Raw genomic sequence first — 17,028 nt, 5'->3', positions numbered from 1 at the left:
CTTCAACGTGGGAGTGCTGCGTTGGGGCTGGCGGGTGGCCTTCTACACCTACGGGGCGCTGGGCACGGACAGGTATCCGCCCTTCACCCTTGCCAGGACGGACTACCCTGCTGATTTCGAGGTGGATTACCCGGAACGGCTGTCCCGGGGGCTTGTGCTGGTCAAGTGGTGGCTCCTTGCCCTACCGCACTTCGTGATCATTGCTGCGCTGACCGGCACCAGCACCGTCCGTTGGACCGACCCCCAGACCCCAGGGATCAGGTATGAGACCGGGACGGGATTTTCACTGTTCGGCTTCCTGGTCCTTGTTGCGGCGGTAATACTGCTGTTCAGCGGCCGCTACCAGCGCCCACTGTTCGACCTTCTCATGGGCTTCAACCGCTGGATCTACCGCGTCATCACCTACGCAGCCCTGATGCGCGATGAATATCCGCCGTTCCGCCTGGACCAGGGCCCATCAGAACTCCAGGCGTGGCAGCCAGGCACCGGCGAAGGCGCCAGGCTGCCTGCCCCGGCCCCGCCGGCCGGCCCCCTTCCGCCGGCAGGCCCGCCGCCGGGTGGACCCCCGCCGCCGTCGGATCCTACAGTGCGCAATCAGGGTCAATGACTGCTCAGCGCCGCTTGCGTTTGGACCGTTGCTCCTCCCGCCGCTCGGAACTGTCACGTTCAGCGGCACGCTGCGATTTCCCTGCCACCACCACCTTCTGGTGCCACTCGCGCTGGTAGGCCCGGCGGGCGGCGGCATCGGTGCGGCGGGCCAGGGCGGCGAGTTCGCGCTGGAGTTTGCCGTAGCTCAGCCAGCGGCGCTCACCGAGTGTCCCGTCCGCCAAAGCCGCCTGCACGGCGCAGCCGGGCTCCTGCTGGTGCGCGCAGTCAGCGAACCGGCAGCGGCTGGCCAGTTCCTCCACGTCCCCGAACATCTCACCAAGGCCTTCACCGGCGTCGAACAATCCGAATCCCCGGACGCCCGGAGTGTCCATGAGGACGGCTCCGTTCGCCAGCGGCACGAGTTCCCGGGACGTGGTGGTGTGCTTGCCTTTGAAGTCACCGGACCGGACCTCACCGGTGTGCTGGACCTCGCGACCCACCAGCGCGTTGATGAGCGTGGACTTGCCGGCGCCCGACGGGCCGAGGAGGACCAGCGTGCCGTGCGGCGGCAGGTGCTCCAGCAGCGCATCGATCCCGTCGCCGTTCTCGGCTGACGTGGTGACCACGTCCACGCCCGCCGCCTGCAGGATGACCTTCCCGACGACGTCGTCCGCTATGTCCGCAAGGTCGGCTTTGGTGATGATCACCAGCGGAACCGCGCCGGAATCCCAGGCTGCAACGAGCGTGCGTTCGAGGCGGTTGTGCGTGAGCGGCCGGTCCACCGGGACCACCACACCCACCACATCCATGTTCGCGGCCAGCACCTGCGCCTCCGAGGAATCTTCAAAGGCGCGCTTCCGGCTGAGCTCAGACCGGCGCGGGAGGATCCCGGTGATCTGGCGGCCGCCCGCGCGGTTGGGCCCGATCCAGACCCAGTCGCCGGTGACCGGAACGCCGGCGTCGAGCGGGTACGGCAGGTGGAGAAGTTCGCCGCCGACCGCTGTGAGCACGAGGTTGCGGTCCAGGCGCACCACCCGTCCGCGCTCGCTGTGTTGGTTCGCTGGGTGGCGGGTCCGGTGTTGGGGTTGGTGGGCGTCAAAATAACCCGCGACGGCGGGGGAGTAGCCGTACGTTGTGGGCCCTTCGGGGCCGGGGATCGAGTCGGAGGTTGATGGGGAGTAGCTGTCCAGGCTGGTGCCTGAGGAATTGTTCAAGGTGAGTCCTCGGGAGAGGTCTCCAGACTTCCGGAATCAGCGCAGCCCTGCGGCCGTTGGGCCTGTCCGTTGCTGTGTTGGGCGCTTACGCCGTGCGGATGCTGGAGACGGTGGTGATTGGTTTGATGCGTGCGGGGCGCTCTGGGCGCGGGGCTGTAGCAGTCATCAAAACCACCTCCGTTTCTCTCCAGATGTCCGGATGCTGTCACGGACTCTCGGCTCTGAGTGTAGCTGGCCGGGGTTGAGTTGAATAGGGCAGCTTCCGTTTCGTTCGGCCGCGCCGGTTCCCGTTAGCCGGTGGGGCCGGTCAGTTGGTAGTCCAGCAGCACGATGCCGGACGGAAAGGAGCGGCACTCCCGGAGCGCAAGCTTTTTCCATTCGCTGATCCTGCCGAAGAACGGCACTCCGCCGCCGAGGATGACCGGCACGACGGCGACGGCCAGTTCGTCCAGCAGACCTAACTCGATGAATTCAGTGATGAGCTGACCGCCGCCGAACACGCAAATGTCCTTCTCCTCAGGGATGGCGGGCTTTATCCGGGCGACAAGATCGCGCAAATCGCCGGAGTACAGGTGCGTGTTCCGTCCCGTGGTCAGAGTTTCATCGTGGGAGAGAACATACGTGGGAACCGCGGAGCCCCGGCCGCCCATTGCCGCCATTTCCCGGTAGGTATTGGCACCCATGACATAGGCTCCGGTTCTGCGCTCAGTTGCCTCGAATCCGTAATCCTCATTCTTGGCCATGGCATCGTTCAGCCATGACAGGTCCCCGTTCTCTGAACGGATGTAGCCATCGAGGCTGACCGCCATGCCGCCAAAGATGGTGCTCATAGTCGCGACGCTATCCAGCGCCGATGTCACGGTCAAGACCACCGTGGCGCCTGCCGGCAACTCTGGCTTACGCCCTTGTGGTGGCGGCTCATGGGTCCGTGCGGCGAGCAATAGAGTGGAGCAGCCCATACTTTCCACAGCGAGGAATGCCGATATGTCAGAGACGTACTTCCAGGTGGTAGTCCGCTACCAGGTGAAACCGGAAGAAACGGAAACGGTCCTGGGCCTGCTGGGCGAAATGGCCGCAGCCACGTTAGAGGTTACGGCGGACGCCTAGGTTTATCAGCCCTGGGCTGCAGCCACTACGCGCTCACCGTTGAAGTATTCGAGGTGCCAGCCCTCGGTGGCATGGTAGTGGGCCAGGTTCAGCACCGCGTTGTCGATCCCGTGCAATGTGCGGCCGATGGCGCGGTTAAGGCTCACCCGGAGGAGTGTGCCGTGGGCGACCACAAGGACGCGGCGGGCGGGGAATTCTTCGGCTAGCGCTTCCAGTGCACCCAACCCGCGCGCGGCCGCGTCTTCCTCGCTTTCGGCGCCGCGGTAACCACCGGGTATGCGCAGGGCCTCCAGCTCGGGGCCGGCCTGCAACCCCTCTGCCGGTCCGAAGCTGCGTTCGGCGAGCGCCGGAATGTGCCGCGTAACGCTCAGCCCCAGCCCGTCCGCAATCACGCTGGCGGTTTCCGCGGCGCGGCTAAGCGGCGAGGACACGATCGCATCCCACTCGTAGTCTGACAGGACGTCGACGGCGTCGCGTGCCTGGCCGCGGCCGACGTCATTCAGCGGAATGTCGGTGGCTCCCTGGAGCCGACGCTGCGCATTCCAGTCTGTCTGGCCATGGCGGATCAGGGCGAAGGTCGTAAGGGTCATGCTGTCTATTCTGCCCTGACGGCCGGCACGGTCCGGGCAGCCGCCAGGATCAAGGCAACCTTTCTAGGCCCAAGGGTCCGGTCCGGCGTTGCGGTCGATGAAGTCCAGGACAGCCGGATGGGCGGGATCAATGAGATGCCCGCCCGGGACCAGAACCGTATGGGTAAAGGGCAACGCACCCGACAACCGTGCGTTCACGGACCGGCAGGCCTCGGGGGAGTCCTCGGCGGAGACGATCAGGGCGGGCCGGCGGATCCCGGCGAGTTGCTCCTCGTTCAGTTCCAAAGCATCGTCGCTGAGATCCAGGCCGTGGCCGTTGATTTCGGCCAGGACAGCGTGGCTCGTGCCAGCAAACATCTGTTTGAGCCCGGGGGGAAACGACTCCCATGTCGCCTCCCCAAGGGCTTCCCGAATTACAACCTCGGCGGCAAGCCCGGGCTGACCGTTCGTGCGCTCGAGCACATGGCGGCGCAGGCCGCGGGCCCACGCGTCCGCATCCGGAGCGATGGTGAACAACGCCGGTTCCAGGAGGACCAGGGCTTTGACTTTGTCCGGGAAACGGCGGGCAAGTTCGACGGCGATCAGGCCGCCTGTGCTGCGGCCGATCACGATTGCCGGCCCGGCATGGAGCGCCGCCAGGACTGCCGCTGCGTCGTCGACATGATCCACCAGATCCAAGGTCGCGAACGGCCGCGGCGGGGCACTGCGGTGGAAACCCCTGCGGTCGTAGATGATGCAGCGGCCATGCCGGGCGAGTTCGGTTGCCGCGTCCGCCCACATCACAGCCGAACTGGGTGTTCCGTGCACGCCTAGTATTGGTGTCCCTTGGCCGCTCTCTTCGTAGTAGAGATCAACACCGTTGACGCTGAGGTGGGGCATGTCGTCAGCCTGGAGTTCGCGCGCTCATCGCAGGACACCACCCGGGCTCAGGGGCCCGGCCAGTGCTCTCGGTCGAATCCATAGGGGTTGGGAGCAGCTTTCCGGTCAGCCGCTGCGGCGGGGTCGTTCCGTTCGTCGTCGTGATGACGTGGCAGCGCGTGCGGGTCCGAAGCCTGCTTCAAGGGCACGCGGGGTGCGGTCTTTACGGGTGCATCTTCGGCCAAGGGGAAACCTCACAAACACAGAAGGTTGGCCCGCTGCTTGAACCGATAGAGGCATCCTAACCCCAAGGGAGCGTTCTGTCGCTGGTAAATGCTCGTAGCCCGGCAGCTGCTTCCGTGTCAGGATCAGGTATGCCACACCGCCTGATGCTGCTTGATACTGCGTCACTGTACTTTCGCGCCTTTTATGGCTTGCCGGACACGATCCGCCGTGCTGACGGAACGCCGGTGAACGCGGTTCGCGGTCTCCTGGACATGATCGCCCGCCTCACCACGGAATACGGGGCAACGCATCTGATTGCCTGCTGGGACGACGACTGGCGTCCGCAGTGGCGCGTGGACCTCATCCCGACCTACAAGTCGCACCGGGTTGCCGAGCTTGTGCCGGATGCCCCTGACGTCGAGGTCGTCCCGGACGCGCTCGAGGCGCAGCTTCCGATGATCCGCCGCGTGCTCGAGCTCGCCGGCATCGCCATCGTGGGGGCGGCGGAACACGAGGCCGATGACGTCGTCGGGACCTATGCCAGCCACGCGGACCTACCCGTGGATGTGGTCACCGGCGACCGTGATCTTTTCCAGACCGTCAATGATGACCGTCAGGTCCGGGTGATCTACACCGCGCGGGGCATGAGGAACCTCGAAGTCGTGACGGACGTCGTCGTCGTCGGGAAGTACCGCGTGCTGCCCGAACAGTATGCCGATTACGCGACCCTTCGCGGCGACGCCTCCGACGGGCTGCCGGGTGTTGCCGGTATCGGTGAGAAGACCGCCGCGTCGCTCCTGGGCGAGTACGGCACGCTGGAGAACTTGCTCGCTGCGGCTGCTGACGGGGGAGGCGGGGTATCCGCGTCCGTGCGGTCAAAGCTCGCCGCGGCCGCGGACTACCTGACGGTCGCGCCAACGGTGGTGAAAATTGTGCGCGACCTCCCGCTTCCCACCCTCGAGGAAGCGGGTGCGCAGCTTCACCCCGTCGACGGGGAATCGCGCGCCGAACTGGAGCGTCTCGGCGTCGAATGGAACCTTGGAGGCTCGGTCAAACGGCTGCTCGACGCGCTTGACCGGCAGTAGCGGTGATTGCTGCATACGCGGACTGGAGCGTCCGGTCCCGACGCCGCAGCCGAGCCCCGGAGGAGCTAGACCATCTGAGGGACGCCCCACTCCGGCCATGGTTCGTCGACTGGTGCCTGTTGCCAGCTCCAAGCCGGAAGGGGATCTTCAGGCCTGGCCGCGCCAAGACATGGTTCAAGCTCGTCAGGTGGGAACAGGTCATGCGGCAGATCGTCCGGGGCAGGATCGTCGAGCGGCCACTGCAGCCAGACCCACTCCGGCATGGGATCTACCTGGCGCAGACCTTCAAGCCGTTCGCCCGGCAGGGAGTCTCCGGGCAGGGCAGGACCAAGTTCCCGGTGCCATAGTTGGTTCAGGATTTCGGTGGCCAAACGGGTGGTTCCCAGTCCTGTTGTTCGCTGGCGTACTGACGGCCTGTCGGTGAAATCCAGCCGGGTGGCTTGTCGGTGGTCGCCCCAGTGGGTGTCCAGCCGCTGGTGTGTTTCAGCCTGTGGTGCTTGGGGCATGGCTGCCCGAGGTTAATGATGCCGGTGGTGCCGCCGTCGGCCCAGGAGAGAAGGTGGTCGGCGTCATTGTCCAGAGACTGGTTGCTGCAGCCGGGGAACGGGCATTTCCCGTCCCGCAGACGGAGCCATTGCCGCATGCTGACGGGGATGCGGTAGCTGGTCCGTCCGATCTCCAGCGGCGCCCCGTCGCGGGGATCAGTCAAGACACGGTGGAACGACGAGGAACTTTCGGCCATCAGACGGCTGGCCATCGACGCCGGGATGGGGCCGTACCCATCGAGCATTGCGGGTTCCTCGGTGAGGCCCATGAGGGCGAACACCGGCACGGTCACGAGCACCTGCGCCGACGGTGACGTCACGCGCTCCGCAGTGCCGCCAAGGAGCCATTTGGCGGCCACGTCGGCGCGGATTTGGCTCAGGTTCCGGTCCTCATGGGGTCCTTGGAGGGCGCGGGCGGCCGTGGTGGTGCGGTCCCAGATTCCGGCCGCCTGGTCCGCGGGGAGGTACGCGCTCAGCCAGGCCATGCCGTCCCGGTCCGGGGCGAACTCCAGCCGGCGGTCCAGGGCGCTTTTGGTGTGGCGTTTTTCGATGCTGTCCGGATGGTGGCGTTCGCGCCAGGTCCGGGCTTTGCGCCGGAACAGGGACGGCACGAGTTCCCCCGCGGGGCAGCCTTGTGCAGGGTTGGGTGCGTCGGGGTCCAGAAAGTGGGCTTCCAACGCGGCGGCGCCGGCTGGGTCCAAGTTCGCGGTTTCGTCGACCATGGCCCGGGCGTGCTGCCACGAAATGCTCCCGTCCTGCAGGGCGGCCAGCGTCAGCGGGAGGGTGGTTGTCAGTTCGTGGGCCTCGGACAGGAGCGCACCGGCCGTCCGTTCGCTGACCGTCAGGACGCACGCGACCTCAGCGACTACCGCCATCTCCTGAGCGATGCGGCCCTGCGGCAGCGCGTTCGGGGAGGCCATCACCCGTGTGGTGTCTGCGAACCCTGCGGCGGCGTGGACTACCAGGGCAGCCGCGGCAGCTTGCAGCCGGGCAGCCTCCGCGAGGGTGTCCAGCCAGCCGTCAGACTGATGCCGCAGCGGATCCTGTTCCCCTTGACCGGTGGGGCCTGTGCCAGGGATCACCAGAGCAAGCGCAGCGACAGAAGCCTTAATGGCCTCCAACGCCTCCACCCCGGTTGTCCTTGTCATACTCACATCATCTTGCGAGGCACTGACATTAAAGGTCCCCTCTAGCCAGTGACGAGAAATACTTTGGGAAAGTTTTTCGCGTGGGGCCTCAAGTGTCCGTTCGCGCAGCGTGCGGGCCTGGAACGGTGCCGCGCTCTGACGCGTTGGCAGCTCAGCCAGCCGTGAGGAACCGTTCGTTCCTGATCCGCGACGGGCTAAAGACGAGGGTCAGCGGGGCAATCGTCCGCGGCCGGTGATCCCGCGACAGGGGACGGCCGACGGCGACATGGGGCACCCAGTGCGGGTACCGGTAGCCCAGTGCCGGTGAGCTGAGGATGAAGTCGTCCACATTGTCCACGAGGAGCCGGTCCAGCAGATCATGCAGGCCCTGCACCAGGGACACCTGGTAGTCGTGCACGCGATCGGGCACATCTACTTCGAGCCCGGAGATGCCGCCGCCACCTAGCACGATCACTTGTTCCGAGGTGCCCGCAAACCCGTCAATTACGGGCAGGCCCTGCAACCAGCCCGTCGTGCGGCGGGCGGCTTCACCGGCCGAGGTGTTCCCCTTGGTCCAGTCGGCGACGTCCTGCGCAAAATCCGCCAGGATGCCGATATGCAGCAGCGTCATGTGCAGCCCCTGCGGCCTGCGCAGGGCATTGACATAGCTGGCCAGCGCCTCGTAGTCGGACGGGCCCGCACCAACCGTGAGGACGGGAACCTCCACTGTGATGCGCGGAACCGGCTGCATGGGACCCCCTCACAGTGGCACGGACTCTTGGGCTCTGGCTGCCATTATCCTCCGCTGCGGCCACCTCGTCCCGGCGCGTGCTCTTGCCCTTGCGCCCGCCAGGGTGTCGAATCAGAGAACACGATTCGGCCCGGTGCATGGCAAAGACGCCAGGAGGTTCCCATGTCAGTGAAAGCCGCAAAGGACGCAGCACGGACACCGGGGCGGGGAGGACCGGAGGTGCGCCGGGCTGATGCTCCGCACGGCATCGCGGCAACAGATCCGGAACAGGTACGCAACGTGGCGCTCGTGGGGCATTCGGGCGCCGGGAAGACCCTGCTGATCGAAGCAATGCTGGCCGCCCACGGCATGATCTCACGCAAAGGCTCCATCGCGGAGGGCACCACCGTCAGCGATTCCGACCCTTCGGCCGTGCGGCAGCAACGGTCGGTCACGCTGTCCCTGGTTCCGCTGCTCGTCGACGGGACCAAGGTGAACCTGCTGGATACTCCGGGATATCCGGACTTTATCGGCGAACTTCGGGCGGGGCTCCGGGCTGCGGACGCCGCCCTCTTTGTTGTCTCCGCCGTTGACGGCATCGACGCCACCACTACGGCGCTCTGGGGCGAATGCCAAAGCCTCGGGATGCCGCGGGCTGTGGTCATCACCCGCCTGGACCACCCCCGGGCAGATTACGACGGCGTCCTGGCCGCCTGCCAGCAGGCGTTCGGCGACGCGGTGCTGCCGTTGTACGTCCCGGTCCGGTCCGGCGGCGAAACCAGCGGGCTGCTGGGACTGCTGACGGGCACAGTCTCTGACTACTCCGCCGGGGAGGCGGCCGCAGGTTCCCGGGACGTTGACGCCGGTGAGCGCGCGGCGTCGGACGCCGCCCGGGGCCGGCTCATCGAAGGGATCATCGCCGAGAGCGAGGACGAGACCCTGATGGACCGCTATCTGGGTGGTGAGGACATCGATACCGATGTCCTCATCGCGGACCTGGAAACCGCCGTCGCCCGCGGTTCCTTTTTCCCGGTGGTGCCGGCCTCGGCTGTCACCGGCCTCGGCACGGCGGAACTGCTGGAAGTCCTGACCCGGGGCTTCCCGTCGCCGGTGGAGGGCGGCCTCCCGGAGGTGACTGACCTGGCGGGCGCTCCAGCGGCGGCCTTGGCCTGTGACCCGGACGGGCCGCTGGCGGCTGAGGTGGTCCGCACCACCATTGATCCGTTCCTGGGGAGGGTCTGCCTGACGCGTGTATTTTCAGGTACTTTACGTGCTGATACTCCCGTGCACGTCGGCGGGCACGGGCTCGCGGACCGCGGCCATCAGGACCATGACACCGACGAGCGCGTCACCCACCTGTATTCTCCGCTGGGCCCCACCCTGCGCCCTGTCGCGCACTGCGTGGCCGGTGACATCTGCGCGGTGGCGAAACTCGGAAGCGCCGAAACCGGGGACACCATTTCGGCGAAGGACCAGCCGCTCCTGCTGGCTACCTGGGAGATGCCGGAGCCACTGATGCCGGTGGCAGTCGAGGCGGACTCGCGCAGTGACGAGGACGCGCTGGCCCGGAGTCTGGCGAAGGTGGCCGCCGGCGATCCCACGCTGCGGGTTGAGCGGAATGCGGAAACCCACCAGCTGATCCTCTGGTGCATGGGGGAGGCCCATGCCGAGGTGGTGCTGGACAGGCTGCGCGACCAGGGCGTGAAGCTGCACACCATTGACGTCGTGACGCCACTGCGGGAAACGTTCGCCGCCCCGGCGACGGGCCACGGCCGGCACGTCAAACAGTCCGGCGGCCACGGGCAGTATGCCGTCTGCGACATCGACGTGGAGCCGCTGGACCGTGGCGGCGGGTTCGAATTCGTCGACAAAACGGTGGGCGGGGTGATCCCCGGAACGTTCATTTCCTCCGTGGAGAAAGGGGTGCGTGCGCAGATGCAGAAAGGGCTGGCTGCCGGGTTCCCCGTGGTGGACCTCCGCGTCACGCTGGTGGGCGGCAAGGCCCACAGCGTTGACTCTTCCGACGCCGCCTTCCAGGCGGCGGGGGCCCTGGCGCTCCGGGAGGCTGCCGCGGCCGGTCGTATCCAGCTGCTCGAGCCGGTTTCCGCGGTCAGCATCACCGTGTCCGAGGCGCACGTGGGGGCCGTGATGAGTGACCTCTCAGCACGCCGCGGACGGCTCACCGGCACGGCCACCTCCGGTAGTGAGCTGACCGAAATCAGCGCGGAAGTCCCGGACCAGGAACTGCTGAAGTACGCTGTGGAGCTGCGGGCGCTGACTGCCGGGACCGGCCGGTTCCGGCGCCGGTACCTCCGGCATGACCCGGTGCCCAGCGGCTCATGAACGCCACGTTATGAACGGATCGTCATGAACGGATCGTCATGAACGCCGCCGCGCGGAAGATCCAGCGCATCTACCTCACCCTGACGCTGGGCAACACCCTTGCGGCCTCCTTCATCTGGGGCATCAATACGCTCTTTCTGTTGGATGCCGGGCTGAGCAACCTGGAAGCATTCGCGGCCAACGCCTTTTTCACGGCCGGCATGGTCCTGTTCGAAGTGCCTACCGGGGTCATCGCGGACGGTTGGGGACGCCGGGTCTCATTCCTGCTCGGAACGGTGACCCTGGCTGCCTCCACCTACCTGTACTACCTGCTCTGGCAGTTGTCAGCTCCCTTCTGGGCCTGGGCAGTGGTGTCGGTTCTGCTGGGCCTGGGCTTCACGTTCTTCTCCGGGGCCGTGGAGGCTTGGCTGGTGGATGCGTTGCGTTTCTCCGGCTACGACGGTGAGTTGGAGGCAGTGTTCGGGCGGGCATTGATGGTCTCTGGCATCGCGATGCTCGTCGGTTCGACGGCCGGCGGCGTGATTGCCCAGGCCACTGACCTCGGCGTGCCGTTCCTGTTGCGCGTGGGAGTGCTCCTGGCGATGTTCGGGGTGGCCTTTTGGCTGATGCGCGATGTGGGCTTCACTCCGGAACGTTCTCCCCATCCGCTCAAGGCGAGCCGGGACGTGCTGTCCGCCTCCATCGAAAACGGCCTGAAAAACCCGCCCGTACGGTACATCATGCTCGCAGCGCCTTTCAGCGCCGGCGTCGGGATCTATGTTTTCTATGCTCTGCAGCCCTACCTGCTGGAGCTCTTCGGTGACCCGCGCGCCTACTCCGTCGCCGGCCTCGCGGCGGGCATTGTGGCCGGCGCGCAGGTGGTGGGCGGCTGGCTGGCGCCCATGGTCCGGCGCCTGGTCCGCAAACGCACCACGGTCCTGGTAGTGAGCAGCAGCATGGGCGCCTTGATCCTAGTGGCCCTCGGCATTACGCGTGTGTTTTGGGTGGCGTTGCTGCTGCTGGTGCTGTGGGCCCTGATCTCAGCGGCGGGCACCCCGGTGCGGCAGGCCTATTTGAACGACATGATTGCTTCAAAGCAGCGGGCAACGGTGCTCAGCTTCGATTCACTCATGGGATCCAGCGGTGGAATTGTGGTGCAGCCGCTGATGGGCCGGGCAGCGGACGTATACGGCTATCCGTTGTCGCTGGCTATCAGCGGAGTGATCGAACTGTTCGCCGTGCCGTTCCTGCTGGCGAGCCGGCGGCGGCGCTCGCCGGCCGACACTGCCACCACCGAAGCCGGCACACCGGCCTGAAGCCATGGCCTCGGCACAAAAAAAGTTGAGCCTTGAGTGTCCCAACCCGGCGGAGTATCGTGGCGAAAACCCACCCTGCGCAACACCCTGACTTGGGAGAGATCATGCCTAGTGTGCGACGTCAATTGGCTGCTGTAACGGCTGTTCTGGCCTTGAGCGTGACGGGTGGGGCGGTGACCGGTCCCGCGTTTGCTGATCCCCGGGAAATCAAGAAGGAGGCGATGGCGACCGGGTACGGCGGGGCGGTGAGCACCGTTGACCCGGAGGCGTCCGCTGCGGCGATCGAGGTCCTGCGCGACGGCGGCAATGCGGCGGATGCCGCCGTCGCCGCGGCCGCGACCCTGGGTGTGACCGAGCCCTACAGCGCCGGCGTCGGCGGAGGCGGATACTTCGTGTTCTACGACGCGAAGTCCGGCAAAGTGGGAACCATCGATGGCCGGGAAACGGCTCCGGCAACGATGCCGACCACCGCGTTCGTGAATCCGGCAACCGGCGTCCTCTATACATTCGCCGAGCTGGTCTCGAGCGGTGTCTCGGTTGGTGTCCCCGGCACGCCTGCCACGTGGGAACGGGCACTGGAGCGGTGGGGAACTCTGGACCTCGCCGAGGCCCTCGAACCTGCCATTGAGGTCGCGAACCGCGGCTTTGTGGTGGACGAAACGTTCCGCCAGCAAACGCTTGACAATAAGGTTCGTTTCTCCGCTTTCACGTCGACGAGCGGCTTGTTCCTTCCCGGCGGCGACGCACCCGCCGTCGGCAGTGTTTTCCACAGCAAGGACCTCGCCAAGACGTACCAGCTCCTCGCGAAGGAAGGAACCGACGCCTTCTACGGCGGACAGCTCGCGACGGAGATCGCGGCAACTGTCAAGGACCCGCCGAAAGACCCCGCCTGGGTGCCTCCTGTGACTGTCCCGCCCACCAGCATTCCAGCCCTTCCGGGCTACCTGACGACGGCGGATCTCGCCGCATACCGGACGCTGGACCGGGAACCCACGCATGTGGAGTACCGCGGCTATGACGTCTACGGCATGGCGCCTTCCAGCAGTGGCGGGACCACCGTGGGCGAAGCGCTGAACATCCTGGAACCGTTCAACCTCGGTGAGATGCGTGAGCCTGACGGCAAGAATCCTGGCGCCCTGCACCACTACCTCGAAGCGACCGCGCTCGCCTTCGCGGACCGCGCCAAGTACCTGGGCGACCCGGCATTTGTCGACGTCCCCACCGAAGCGCTGACCAACCCGCTGTTTGGCAAGGAACGGGCGTGCGCAATCGACCCGAAGCAGGCGGCGACACCGAAGCCCGTCGCCGCCGGTGATGTTTCCGGGTTCGACGGCGTCTGCACGGTTTCGCCTGCAGCAGCCGCCAGCGAGACGGACACCGAAAACATCTCCACCACCAACCTCACGGTCGCTGATAAGTGGGGCAACGTGGTGGAATACACTCTCACCATCGAGCAGACCGGCGGGTCCGGCATCGTGGTTCCCGGCCGCGGGTTCCTGCTTAACAACGAGCTCACCGACTTCTCCTATACGTCGACCAATCCGGAGGACCCGAACCGGATCGAGCCGGGGAAGCGTCCGCGCTCGTCGATGTCTCCCACCATCATCCTTAAGGACGAGAAGCCGTTCCTGGCGCTCGGTTCGCCCGGCGGATCGACCATTATCACTACGGTGCTGCAGACCATCCTCAACAGGGTGGACCTGGGTATGGGCATCCTGGACTCGCTCGCGGCCCCGCGGGCATCCCAGCGCAACACCCTCAATGTCACGGCCGAGCAGGGCTTCATCGACGAACATGGGAAGTCGTTGGCACTATACGGTCATACCCTGGTACTAGCAGGTGACGCCTTCACCTCAGCTGCAGAAATTGGCGCCGCGACAGCCATCGAGTTTGGACCCGGCAAGAGCATGACGGCTGTTGCCGAGCCCGATCGGCGCGGTGGCGGTTCGGCGATGGTGGTCAAACCGTCGCCGTGAGCCTACCTGGCGCGGTGAGCCGGGAGCCGCTTGGCGCGGTGGGCCGGGTTACTGGCCCATCCCAGGACGGACGGGGACAAACTCGATAGTGGTCTGCACCTTTTTCTGCGGACCACGGGAAAAACCCTTGGCATCAAGCTGGTTCTGGGCGCGGTACACGGCCAGGGCGTCGTCGTAGATCTCGTTGAGCCGGCGGCCGGAGAACTCCTCCTGGGAGCCGTCGCTGAACGTGACAGTCACGGTGGCACTGGCGGGAAAGTGCCTCTTCATGCGGATGAAGCCTTCGGAGTCCTGCTGGAGGTTGATCAAGGGAAGTCCTGCTTTCATGGTGGATGACCTCCAGTCTGACCTATCCAGGCCCACCTGCGCTGACGGCGGTGGGGGATTGCGGCGACAATGGACGGGTGATAAGGCCACCCGACTCCGCCGCCGTCCCCGCCGGCATCTCTGGTACCGCCACCTTTGATCTGGCGGCCATCGGCACGGGTCTGGCCTTTGCTGAGTCGCTCGCGGAGTTGTCCACCGTGCTGCGCGCCGGCGGTGCGGCGGGTACGGCAGTGGTGCGGGCGCCGCCCGGCACCGGCAAAACAACGCTGGTGCCGCCGCTGCTCGCCAACCTCTCCGCGCCTGCAGGAATGGCCAAGCGGGTGGTGGTCACCCAGCCGCGGCGGGTCGCCGCGCGTGCCGCCGCCCGGCGACTGGCCTCATTGGACGGCAGCCGGATCGGAGACCGCGTGGGGTACACCGTCCGCGGTGAACGCCAGGCCGGGCCCGCCACCCTGGTGGAGTTTGTCACGCCGGGCATCCTGCTGCGGCGCCTGCTCGATGATCCCGGCCTGGAAGGCACCGGCGCGGTCATCCTGGACGAGGTCCACGAACGCGGCCTCGAAACCGACCTGCTGCTGGGGATGCTCACCGAAGTGCGGCAGCTCCGCGGCGACCTCACGCTGGTGGCCATGTCCGCCACACTGGACGCGCCCCGCTTCGCCGCCCTGATCGGGGGCGCAGCCGCGAATGCAGGGACCGGACAGCCAGGGACAGCGGACGACGGCGGCGGGCCGGCTCCCGTCGTCGACTGCCCCTCAGCGCTGTACCCCCTGGTAGTGGAGTGGGCACCCGCCGCCGTCGCGCGGTTGGATGACCGTGGGGTCACGCGCGGATTCCTCGACCACGTGGCCGATGCAGCCGCGCAGGCCCATACCACCGCGGTGGGGCAGGACGCGCGCACCGATGCGCTGGTCTTTGTCCCGGGAGCCTGGGAGGTCTCCTACGTGGCTGCCCGCCTCCGCGGCCGGGCTGCTCCCGGAACGGAGGTGCTGGAGCTCCACGGCCAGGTCAGCCCAGCCGAACAGGACCAGGCCGTTTCGGGGCGCCGGCCGGGCGGCCCGGCCCGGATCATCGTGTCCACGGATCTGGCCGAGTCATCCCTGACCGTCCCCGGAGTGCGCCTCGTCATCGATTCCGGGCTGACCCGCGAACCCCGCCGTGATGCCAGCCGCGGTATGTCCGGGCTGGTCACGGTTTCCTGCTCCCGGGCATCAGCCGAACAGCGGGCTGGCCGGGCCGCGCGGCAGGGCCCGGGCCGGGTGGTCCGCTGCTACGACCAGCGGACCTATGGTGCCGCGCCGGCGCATGTGACGCCGGAGATCGCGGTCGCGGACCTGACCGGTGCTGCGCTGGTCCTGGCCTGCTGGGGATCACCGGGCGGCACCGGGCTGGCGCTGCCGGATGCACCCCCCGCGGCAGCCATGGGCGAGGCTATAGAGGTGCTGCGCGAACTCGGAGCCGTGGCCCGCGACGGGCACGCCACTGCGCTGGGGCGGACGCTGGCAAGGGTCCCGGCCGATCCACGGCTGGCCCGGGCACTGCTCGACGGTGCAGCCGCCGTAGGTCACCGCGTCGCAGCGGAAGCCGTGGCACTGGTAGCCGGGGACCAGCGGGCCCCGGGGGCCGACCTCACGCGGCTCCTGTCCGGCCTGCGCGCCGGAAAGGACCCCGCCGCCAGGCGCTGGGCGGAGGATGTCCGCAGGCTGGAGACAATCGCGCGGAAGGAGGGCGCCGCCGTCGGCACGTCCGGCATCGCCTCCCTGGTCAGTACCGCGCCGGTGACCGCTGCGGAGGCGGTGGGCGTCGTCGTCGCGCTGGCGTTCCCGGACCGTGTGGCCCGGCGTGTCCCGGGCGATGGCCCGGCGCGGTACCTGCTGTCGTCCGGCACCCGTGCGGGATTGCCGGCGGGCAGTCCGCTCACCGGGCATGAGTGGCTGGCCGTGGCGGAAGTTTCACGCGCCGCCGGCCGGGACGCAGCCGGTACCGGCGCGGTGATCCGGTCCGCCGCGCCGCTGAGCGCCGACACCGCCGAGGCCGCCGCCGGGCACCTCCTGACCGACACGGTGGAAGCGCAATTCAGCCAGGGCCGGGTGAAGGCCAGACGGGAACGACGGCTGGGTGCCATCAGCCTGTCCTCCACCCCCGTCCGCCCCTCCGCCGAGGAGGGCCGTGCCGCCGTGGCCCGTGCCCTCGCCACGGCGGGGCTGGGAACCATCGGATGGTCGACGGCGGCCGATGCGTTGCGCCGCCGCCTCGCCTTGCTGCGCCGCGAATTGGGTGAGCCGTGGCCCGATGTTTCCGAACCGGCCCTGCTGGCCCTGCTGGACTCCTGGCTGGGACCGGAGCTTGAGGCGCTGGCCGGCGGCGCCGCCACCAACAGCATCGACCTCACCAACCCCCTGCGGCGGCTGCTGCCCTGGCCGGAGGCGGTCCGCCTGGCGGAGCTGGCACCGGAGGCACTGAAAGTTCCCAGCGGATCGATGGTGCGGATCGACTACCCCGAGGTTTCGGACAAAGCGGCGCCAGGCCGTGCCGGGTCAGATGGTGCCGCGTCGGACCAGGCAGGACCCGGGCAGGCACACGCGGACGACAGCGGCCGGCCGGTTGTCGCGGTCAAGCTGCAGGAGTGCTTTGGCTGGGCTGAGACGCCGCGGCTGGTGGACGGCAGGGTTCCTGTCCTCTTCCACCTGCTGTCGCCCGCGCGGCGGCCGCTCGCCGTGACGGACGACCTGGCATCGTTCTGGTCCGGGCCGTACGCGCAGGTGCGGTCCGAGATGCGTGGCCGCTACCCCAGGCATCCCTGGCCGGAGGATCCCTGGACGGCACTGCCGACGGCCCGGACCAAAGCCCGCATGTAGCGCCGGCCCGCCGGCGGCCTTTCTTTCGCTGGTTGCACAGGTGAGATGTCCGATACGTCGCCGAAACGTTGCGTCGACCCGCTGAAACATCGTGCAGTTAGGCTCGTTCCTACTTGGACAACGTGGTCCAGACCACCACACGAAGGGACACACATAATGT

The 17,028-nt window shown here is 67.3% G+C and carries 15 protein-coding genes; 8 read left to right on the top strand and 7 right to left on the bottom strand.

Going from position 1 to position 17,028, the window contains the following annotated elements; translation table 11 throughout:
* Nucleotides 1-7 precede the first annotated feature (7 nt).
* Complete coding sequence (locus tag ACX80V_RS03035; RefSeq protein ID WP_485841883.1) at nucleotides 8-607, top strand: DUF4389 domain-containing protein; 600 nt, start codon at nucleotides 8-10, stop codon at nucleotides 605-607.
* A 4-nt stretch (nucleotides 608-611) separates the two neighbouring features.
* On the opposite strand, the gene rsgA is transcribed toward ACX80V_RS03035, so the two are convergent.
* Both rsgA and ACX80V_RS03025 read right to left on the bottom strand, forming a co-directional pair.
* Nucleotides 612-1,802: a ribosome small subunit-dependent GTPase A gene (rsgA, locus tag ACX80V_RS03030; RefSeq protein WP_485841882.1), complete on the bottom strand. Its 1,191-nt coding sequence runs from the start codon at nucleotides 1,800-1,802 to the stop codon at nucleotides 612-614.
* 290 nt (nucleotides 1,803-2,092) lie between these two features.
* Nucleotides 2,093-2,632 carry a dihydrofolate reductase family protein gene (locus ACX80V_RS03025; RefSeq protein WP_485841881.1) on the bottom strand — a complete coding sequence of 180 codons (540 nt, stop codon included), beginning with the start codon at nucleotides 2,630-2,632 and terminating at the stop codon, nucleotides 2,093-2,095.
* A gap of 154 nt (nucleotides 2,633-2,786) precedes the next feature.
* Here ACX80V_RS03025 and ACX80V_RS03020 point away from each other — a divergent pair, with 154 nt between their 5' ends.
* Nucleotides 2,787-2,909 (top strand): hypothetical protein, encoded by a 123-nt coding sequence (locus ACX80V_RS03020; RefSeq protein WP_485841880.1) that lies wholly within the window; start codon nucleotides 2,787-2,789, stop codon nucleotides 2,907-2,909.
* Between the two features lie 5 nt (nucleotides 2,910-2,914).
* Here the strand turns inward: ACX80V_RS03020 and ACX80V_RS03015 are convergent, their stop codons facing one another.
* Both ACX80V_RS03015 and ACX80V_RS03010 read right to left on the bottom strand, forming a co-directional pair.
* Nucleotides 2,915-3,499 carry a histidine phosphatase family protein gene (locus ACX80V_RS03015; RefSeq protein WP_485841879.1) on the bottom strand — a complete coding sequence of 195 codons (585 nt, stop codon included), beginning with the start codon at nucleotides 3,497-3,499 and terminating at the stop codon, nucleotides 2,915-2,917.
* A 63-nt stretch (nucleotides 3,500-3,562) separates the two neighbouring features.
* Nucleotides 3,563-4,378: an alpha/beta fold hydrolase gene (locus tag ACX80V_RS03010; protein ID WP_485841878.1), complete on the bottom strand. Its 816-nt coding sequence runs from the start codon at nucleotides 4,376-4,378 to the stop codon at nucleotides 3,563-3,565.
* Nucleotides 4,379-4,731: 353 nt separating this feature from the next.
* On the opposite strand from ACX80V_RS03010, the gene ACX80V_RS03005 reads away from it, so the two are divergent.
* Together ACX80V_RS03005 and ACX80V_RS03000 are read left to right on the top strand one after the other, a co-directional pair.
* Complete coding sequence (locus ACX80V_RS03005) at nucleotides 4,732-5,667, top strand: 5'-3' exonuclease (protein ID WP_485841877.1); 936 nt, start codon at nucleotides 4,732-4,734, stop codon at nucleotides 5,665-5,667.
* 200 nt (nucleotides 5,668-5,867) lie between these two features.
* Complete coding sequence (locus ACX80V_RS03000; RefSeq protein WP_485841876.1) at nucleotides 5,868-6,014, top strand: hypothetical protein; 147 nt, start codon at nucleotides 5,868-5,870, stop codon at nucleotides 6,012-6,014.
* A 5-nt stretch (nucleotides 6,015-6,019) separates the two neighbouring features.
* Here the strand turns inward: ACX80V_RS03000 and ACX80V_RS02995 are convergent, their stop codons facing one another.
* Nucleotides 6,020-7,360 (bottom strand): HNH endonuclease signature motif containing protein, encoded by a 1,341-nt coding sequence (locus ACX80V_RS02995; protein ID WP_485841875.1) that lies wholly within the window; start codon nucleotides 7,358-7,360, stop codon nucleotides 6,020-6,022.
* A gap of 151 nt (nucleotides 7,361-7,511) precedes the next feature.
* On the bottom strand, nucleotides 7,512-8,090 hold the full coding sequence (locus tag ACX80V_RS02990; RefSeq protein WP_485841874.1) for a hypothetical protein: 579 nt from the start codon (nucleotides 8,088-8,090) through the stop codon (nucleotides 7,512-7,514).
* 162 nt (nucleotides 8,091-8,252) lie between these two features.
* Here ACX80V_RS02990 and ACX80V_RS02985 point away from each other — a divergent pair, with 162 nt between their 5' ends.
* The 3 genes from ACX80V_RS02985 (at nucleotide 8,253) to ACX80V_RS02975 (ending at nucleotide 13,683) form a co-directional block, all read left to right on the top strand.
* Nucleotides 8,253-10,412, top strand: a complete 2,160-nt coding sequence (locus tag ACX80V_RS02985) for an elongation factor G-like protein EF-G2 (RefSeq protein ID WP_485841873.1) — start codon at nucleotides 8,253-8,255, stop codon at nucleotides 10,410-10,412.
* Nucleotides 10,413-10,450: 38 nt separating this feature from the next.
* Nucleotides 10,451-11,707: an MFS transporter gene (locus ACX80V_RS02980; protein ID WP_485841872.1), complete on the top strand. Its 1,257-nt coding sequence runs from the start codon at nucleotides 10,451-10,453 to the stop codon at nucleotides 11,705-11,707.
* 104 nt (nucleotides 11,708-11,811) lie between these two features.
* Nucleotides 11,812-13,683 carry a gamma-glutamyltransferase family protein gene (locus ACX80V_RS02975; RefSeq protein WP_485841871.1) on the top strand — a complete coding sequence of 624 codons (1,872 nt, stop codon included), beginning with the start codon at nucleotides 11,812-11,814 and terminating at the stop codon, nucleotides 13,681-13,683.
* A 48-nt stretch (nucleotides 13,684-13,731) separates the two neighbouring features.
* Here ACX80V_RS02975 and ACX80V_RS02970 read toward each other — a convergent pair whose 3' ends face one another.
* Complete coding sequence (locus tag ACX80V_RS02970) at nucleotides 13,732-13,992, bottom strand: hypothetical protein (protein ID WP_485842053.1); 261 nt, start codon at nucleotides 13,990-13,992, stop codon at nucleotides 13,732-13,734.
* A gap of 95 nt (nucleotides 13,993-14,087) precedes the next feature.
* On the opposite strand from ACX80V_RS02970, the gene ACX80V_RS02965 reads away from it, so the two are divergent.
* Entirely contained in the window at nucleotides 14,088-16,868 is a 2,781-nt protein-coding gene (locus tag ACX80V_RS02965) for an ATP-dependent RNA helicase (protein WP_485841870.1), read from the top strand.
* Nucleotides 16,869-17,028 lie beyond the last annotated feature (160 nt).

This window comes from Pseudarthrobacter arbutini (assembly GCF_054510915.1).
This window is presented reverse-complemented; position numbering and strand designations above follow the sequence as displayed.

Coding starts and splice junctions, on each gene's coding strand:
- ACX80V_RS03025 (WP_485841881.1), bottom strand. CDS start 2,632: ATGAGCACCATCTTTGGCGGCATGGCGGTCAGCCTCGATGGCTACATC.
- ACX80V_RS02990 (WP_485841874.1), bottom strand. CDS start 8,090: ATGCAGCCGGTTCCGCGCATCACAGTGGAGGTTCCCGTCCTCACGGTT.
- ACX80V_RS03020 (WP_485841880.1), top strand. CDS start 2,787: ATGTCAGAGACGTACTTCCAGGTGGTAGTCCGCTACCAGGTGAAACCG.
- ACX80V_RS03010 (WP_485841878.1), bottom strand. CDS start 4,378: ATGCCCCACCTCAGCGTCAACGGTGTTGATCTCTACTACGAAGAGAGC.
- ACX80V_RS02975 (WP_485841871.1), top strand. CDS start 11,812: ATGCCTAGTGTGCGACGTCAATTGGCTGCTGTAACGGCTGTTCTGGCC.
- ACX80V_RS03005 (WP_485841877.1), top strand. CDS start 4,732: ATGCCACACCGCCTGATGCTGCTTGATACTGCGTCACTGTACTTTCGC.
- ACX80V_RS02995 (WP_485841875.1), bottom strand. CDS start 7,360: ATGACAAGGACAACCGGGGTGGAGGCGTTGGAGGCCATTAAGGCTTCT.
- ACX80V_RS03000 (WP_485841876.1), top strand. CDS start 5,868: ATGCGGCAGATCGTCCGGGGCAGGATCGTCGAGCGGCCACTGCAGCCA.
- ACX80V_RS03015 (WP_485841879.1), bottom strand. CDS start 3,499: ATGACCCTTACGACCTTCGCCCTGATCCGCCATGGCCAGACAGACTGG.
- ACX80V_RS02980 (WP_485841872.1), top strand. CDS start 10,451: ATGAACGCCGCCGCGCGGAAGATCCAGCGCATCTACCTCACCCTGACG.
- ACX80V_RS02985 (WP_485841873.1), top strand. CDS start 8,253: ATGTCAGTGAAAGCCGCAAAGGACGCAGCACGGACACCGGGGCGGGGA.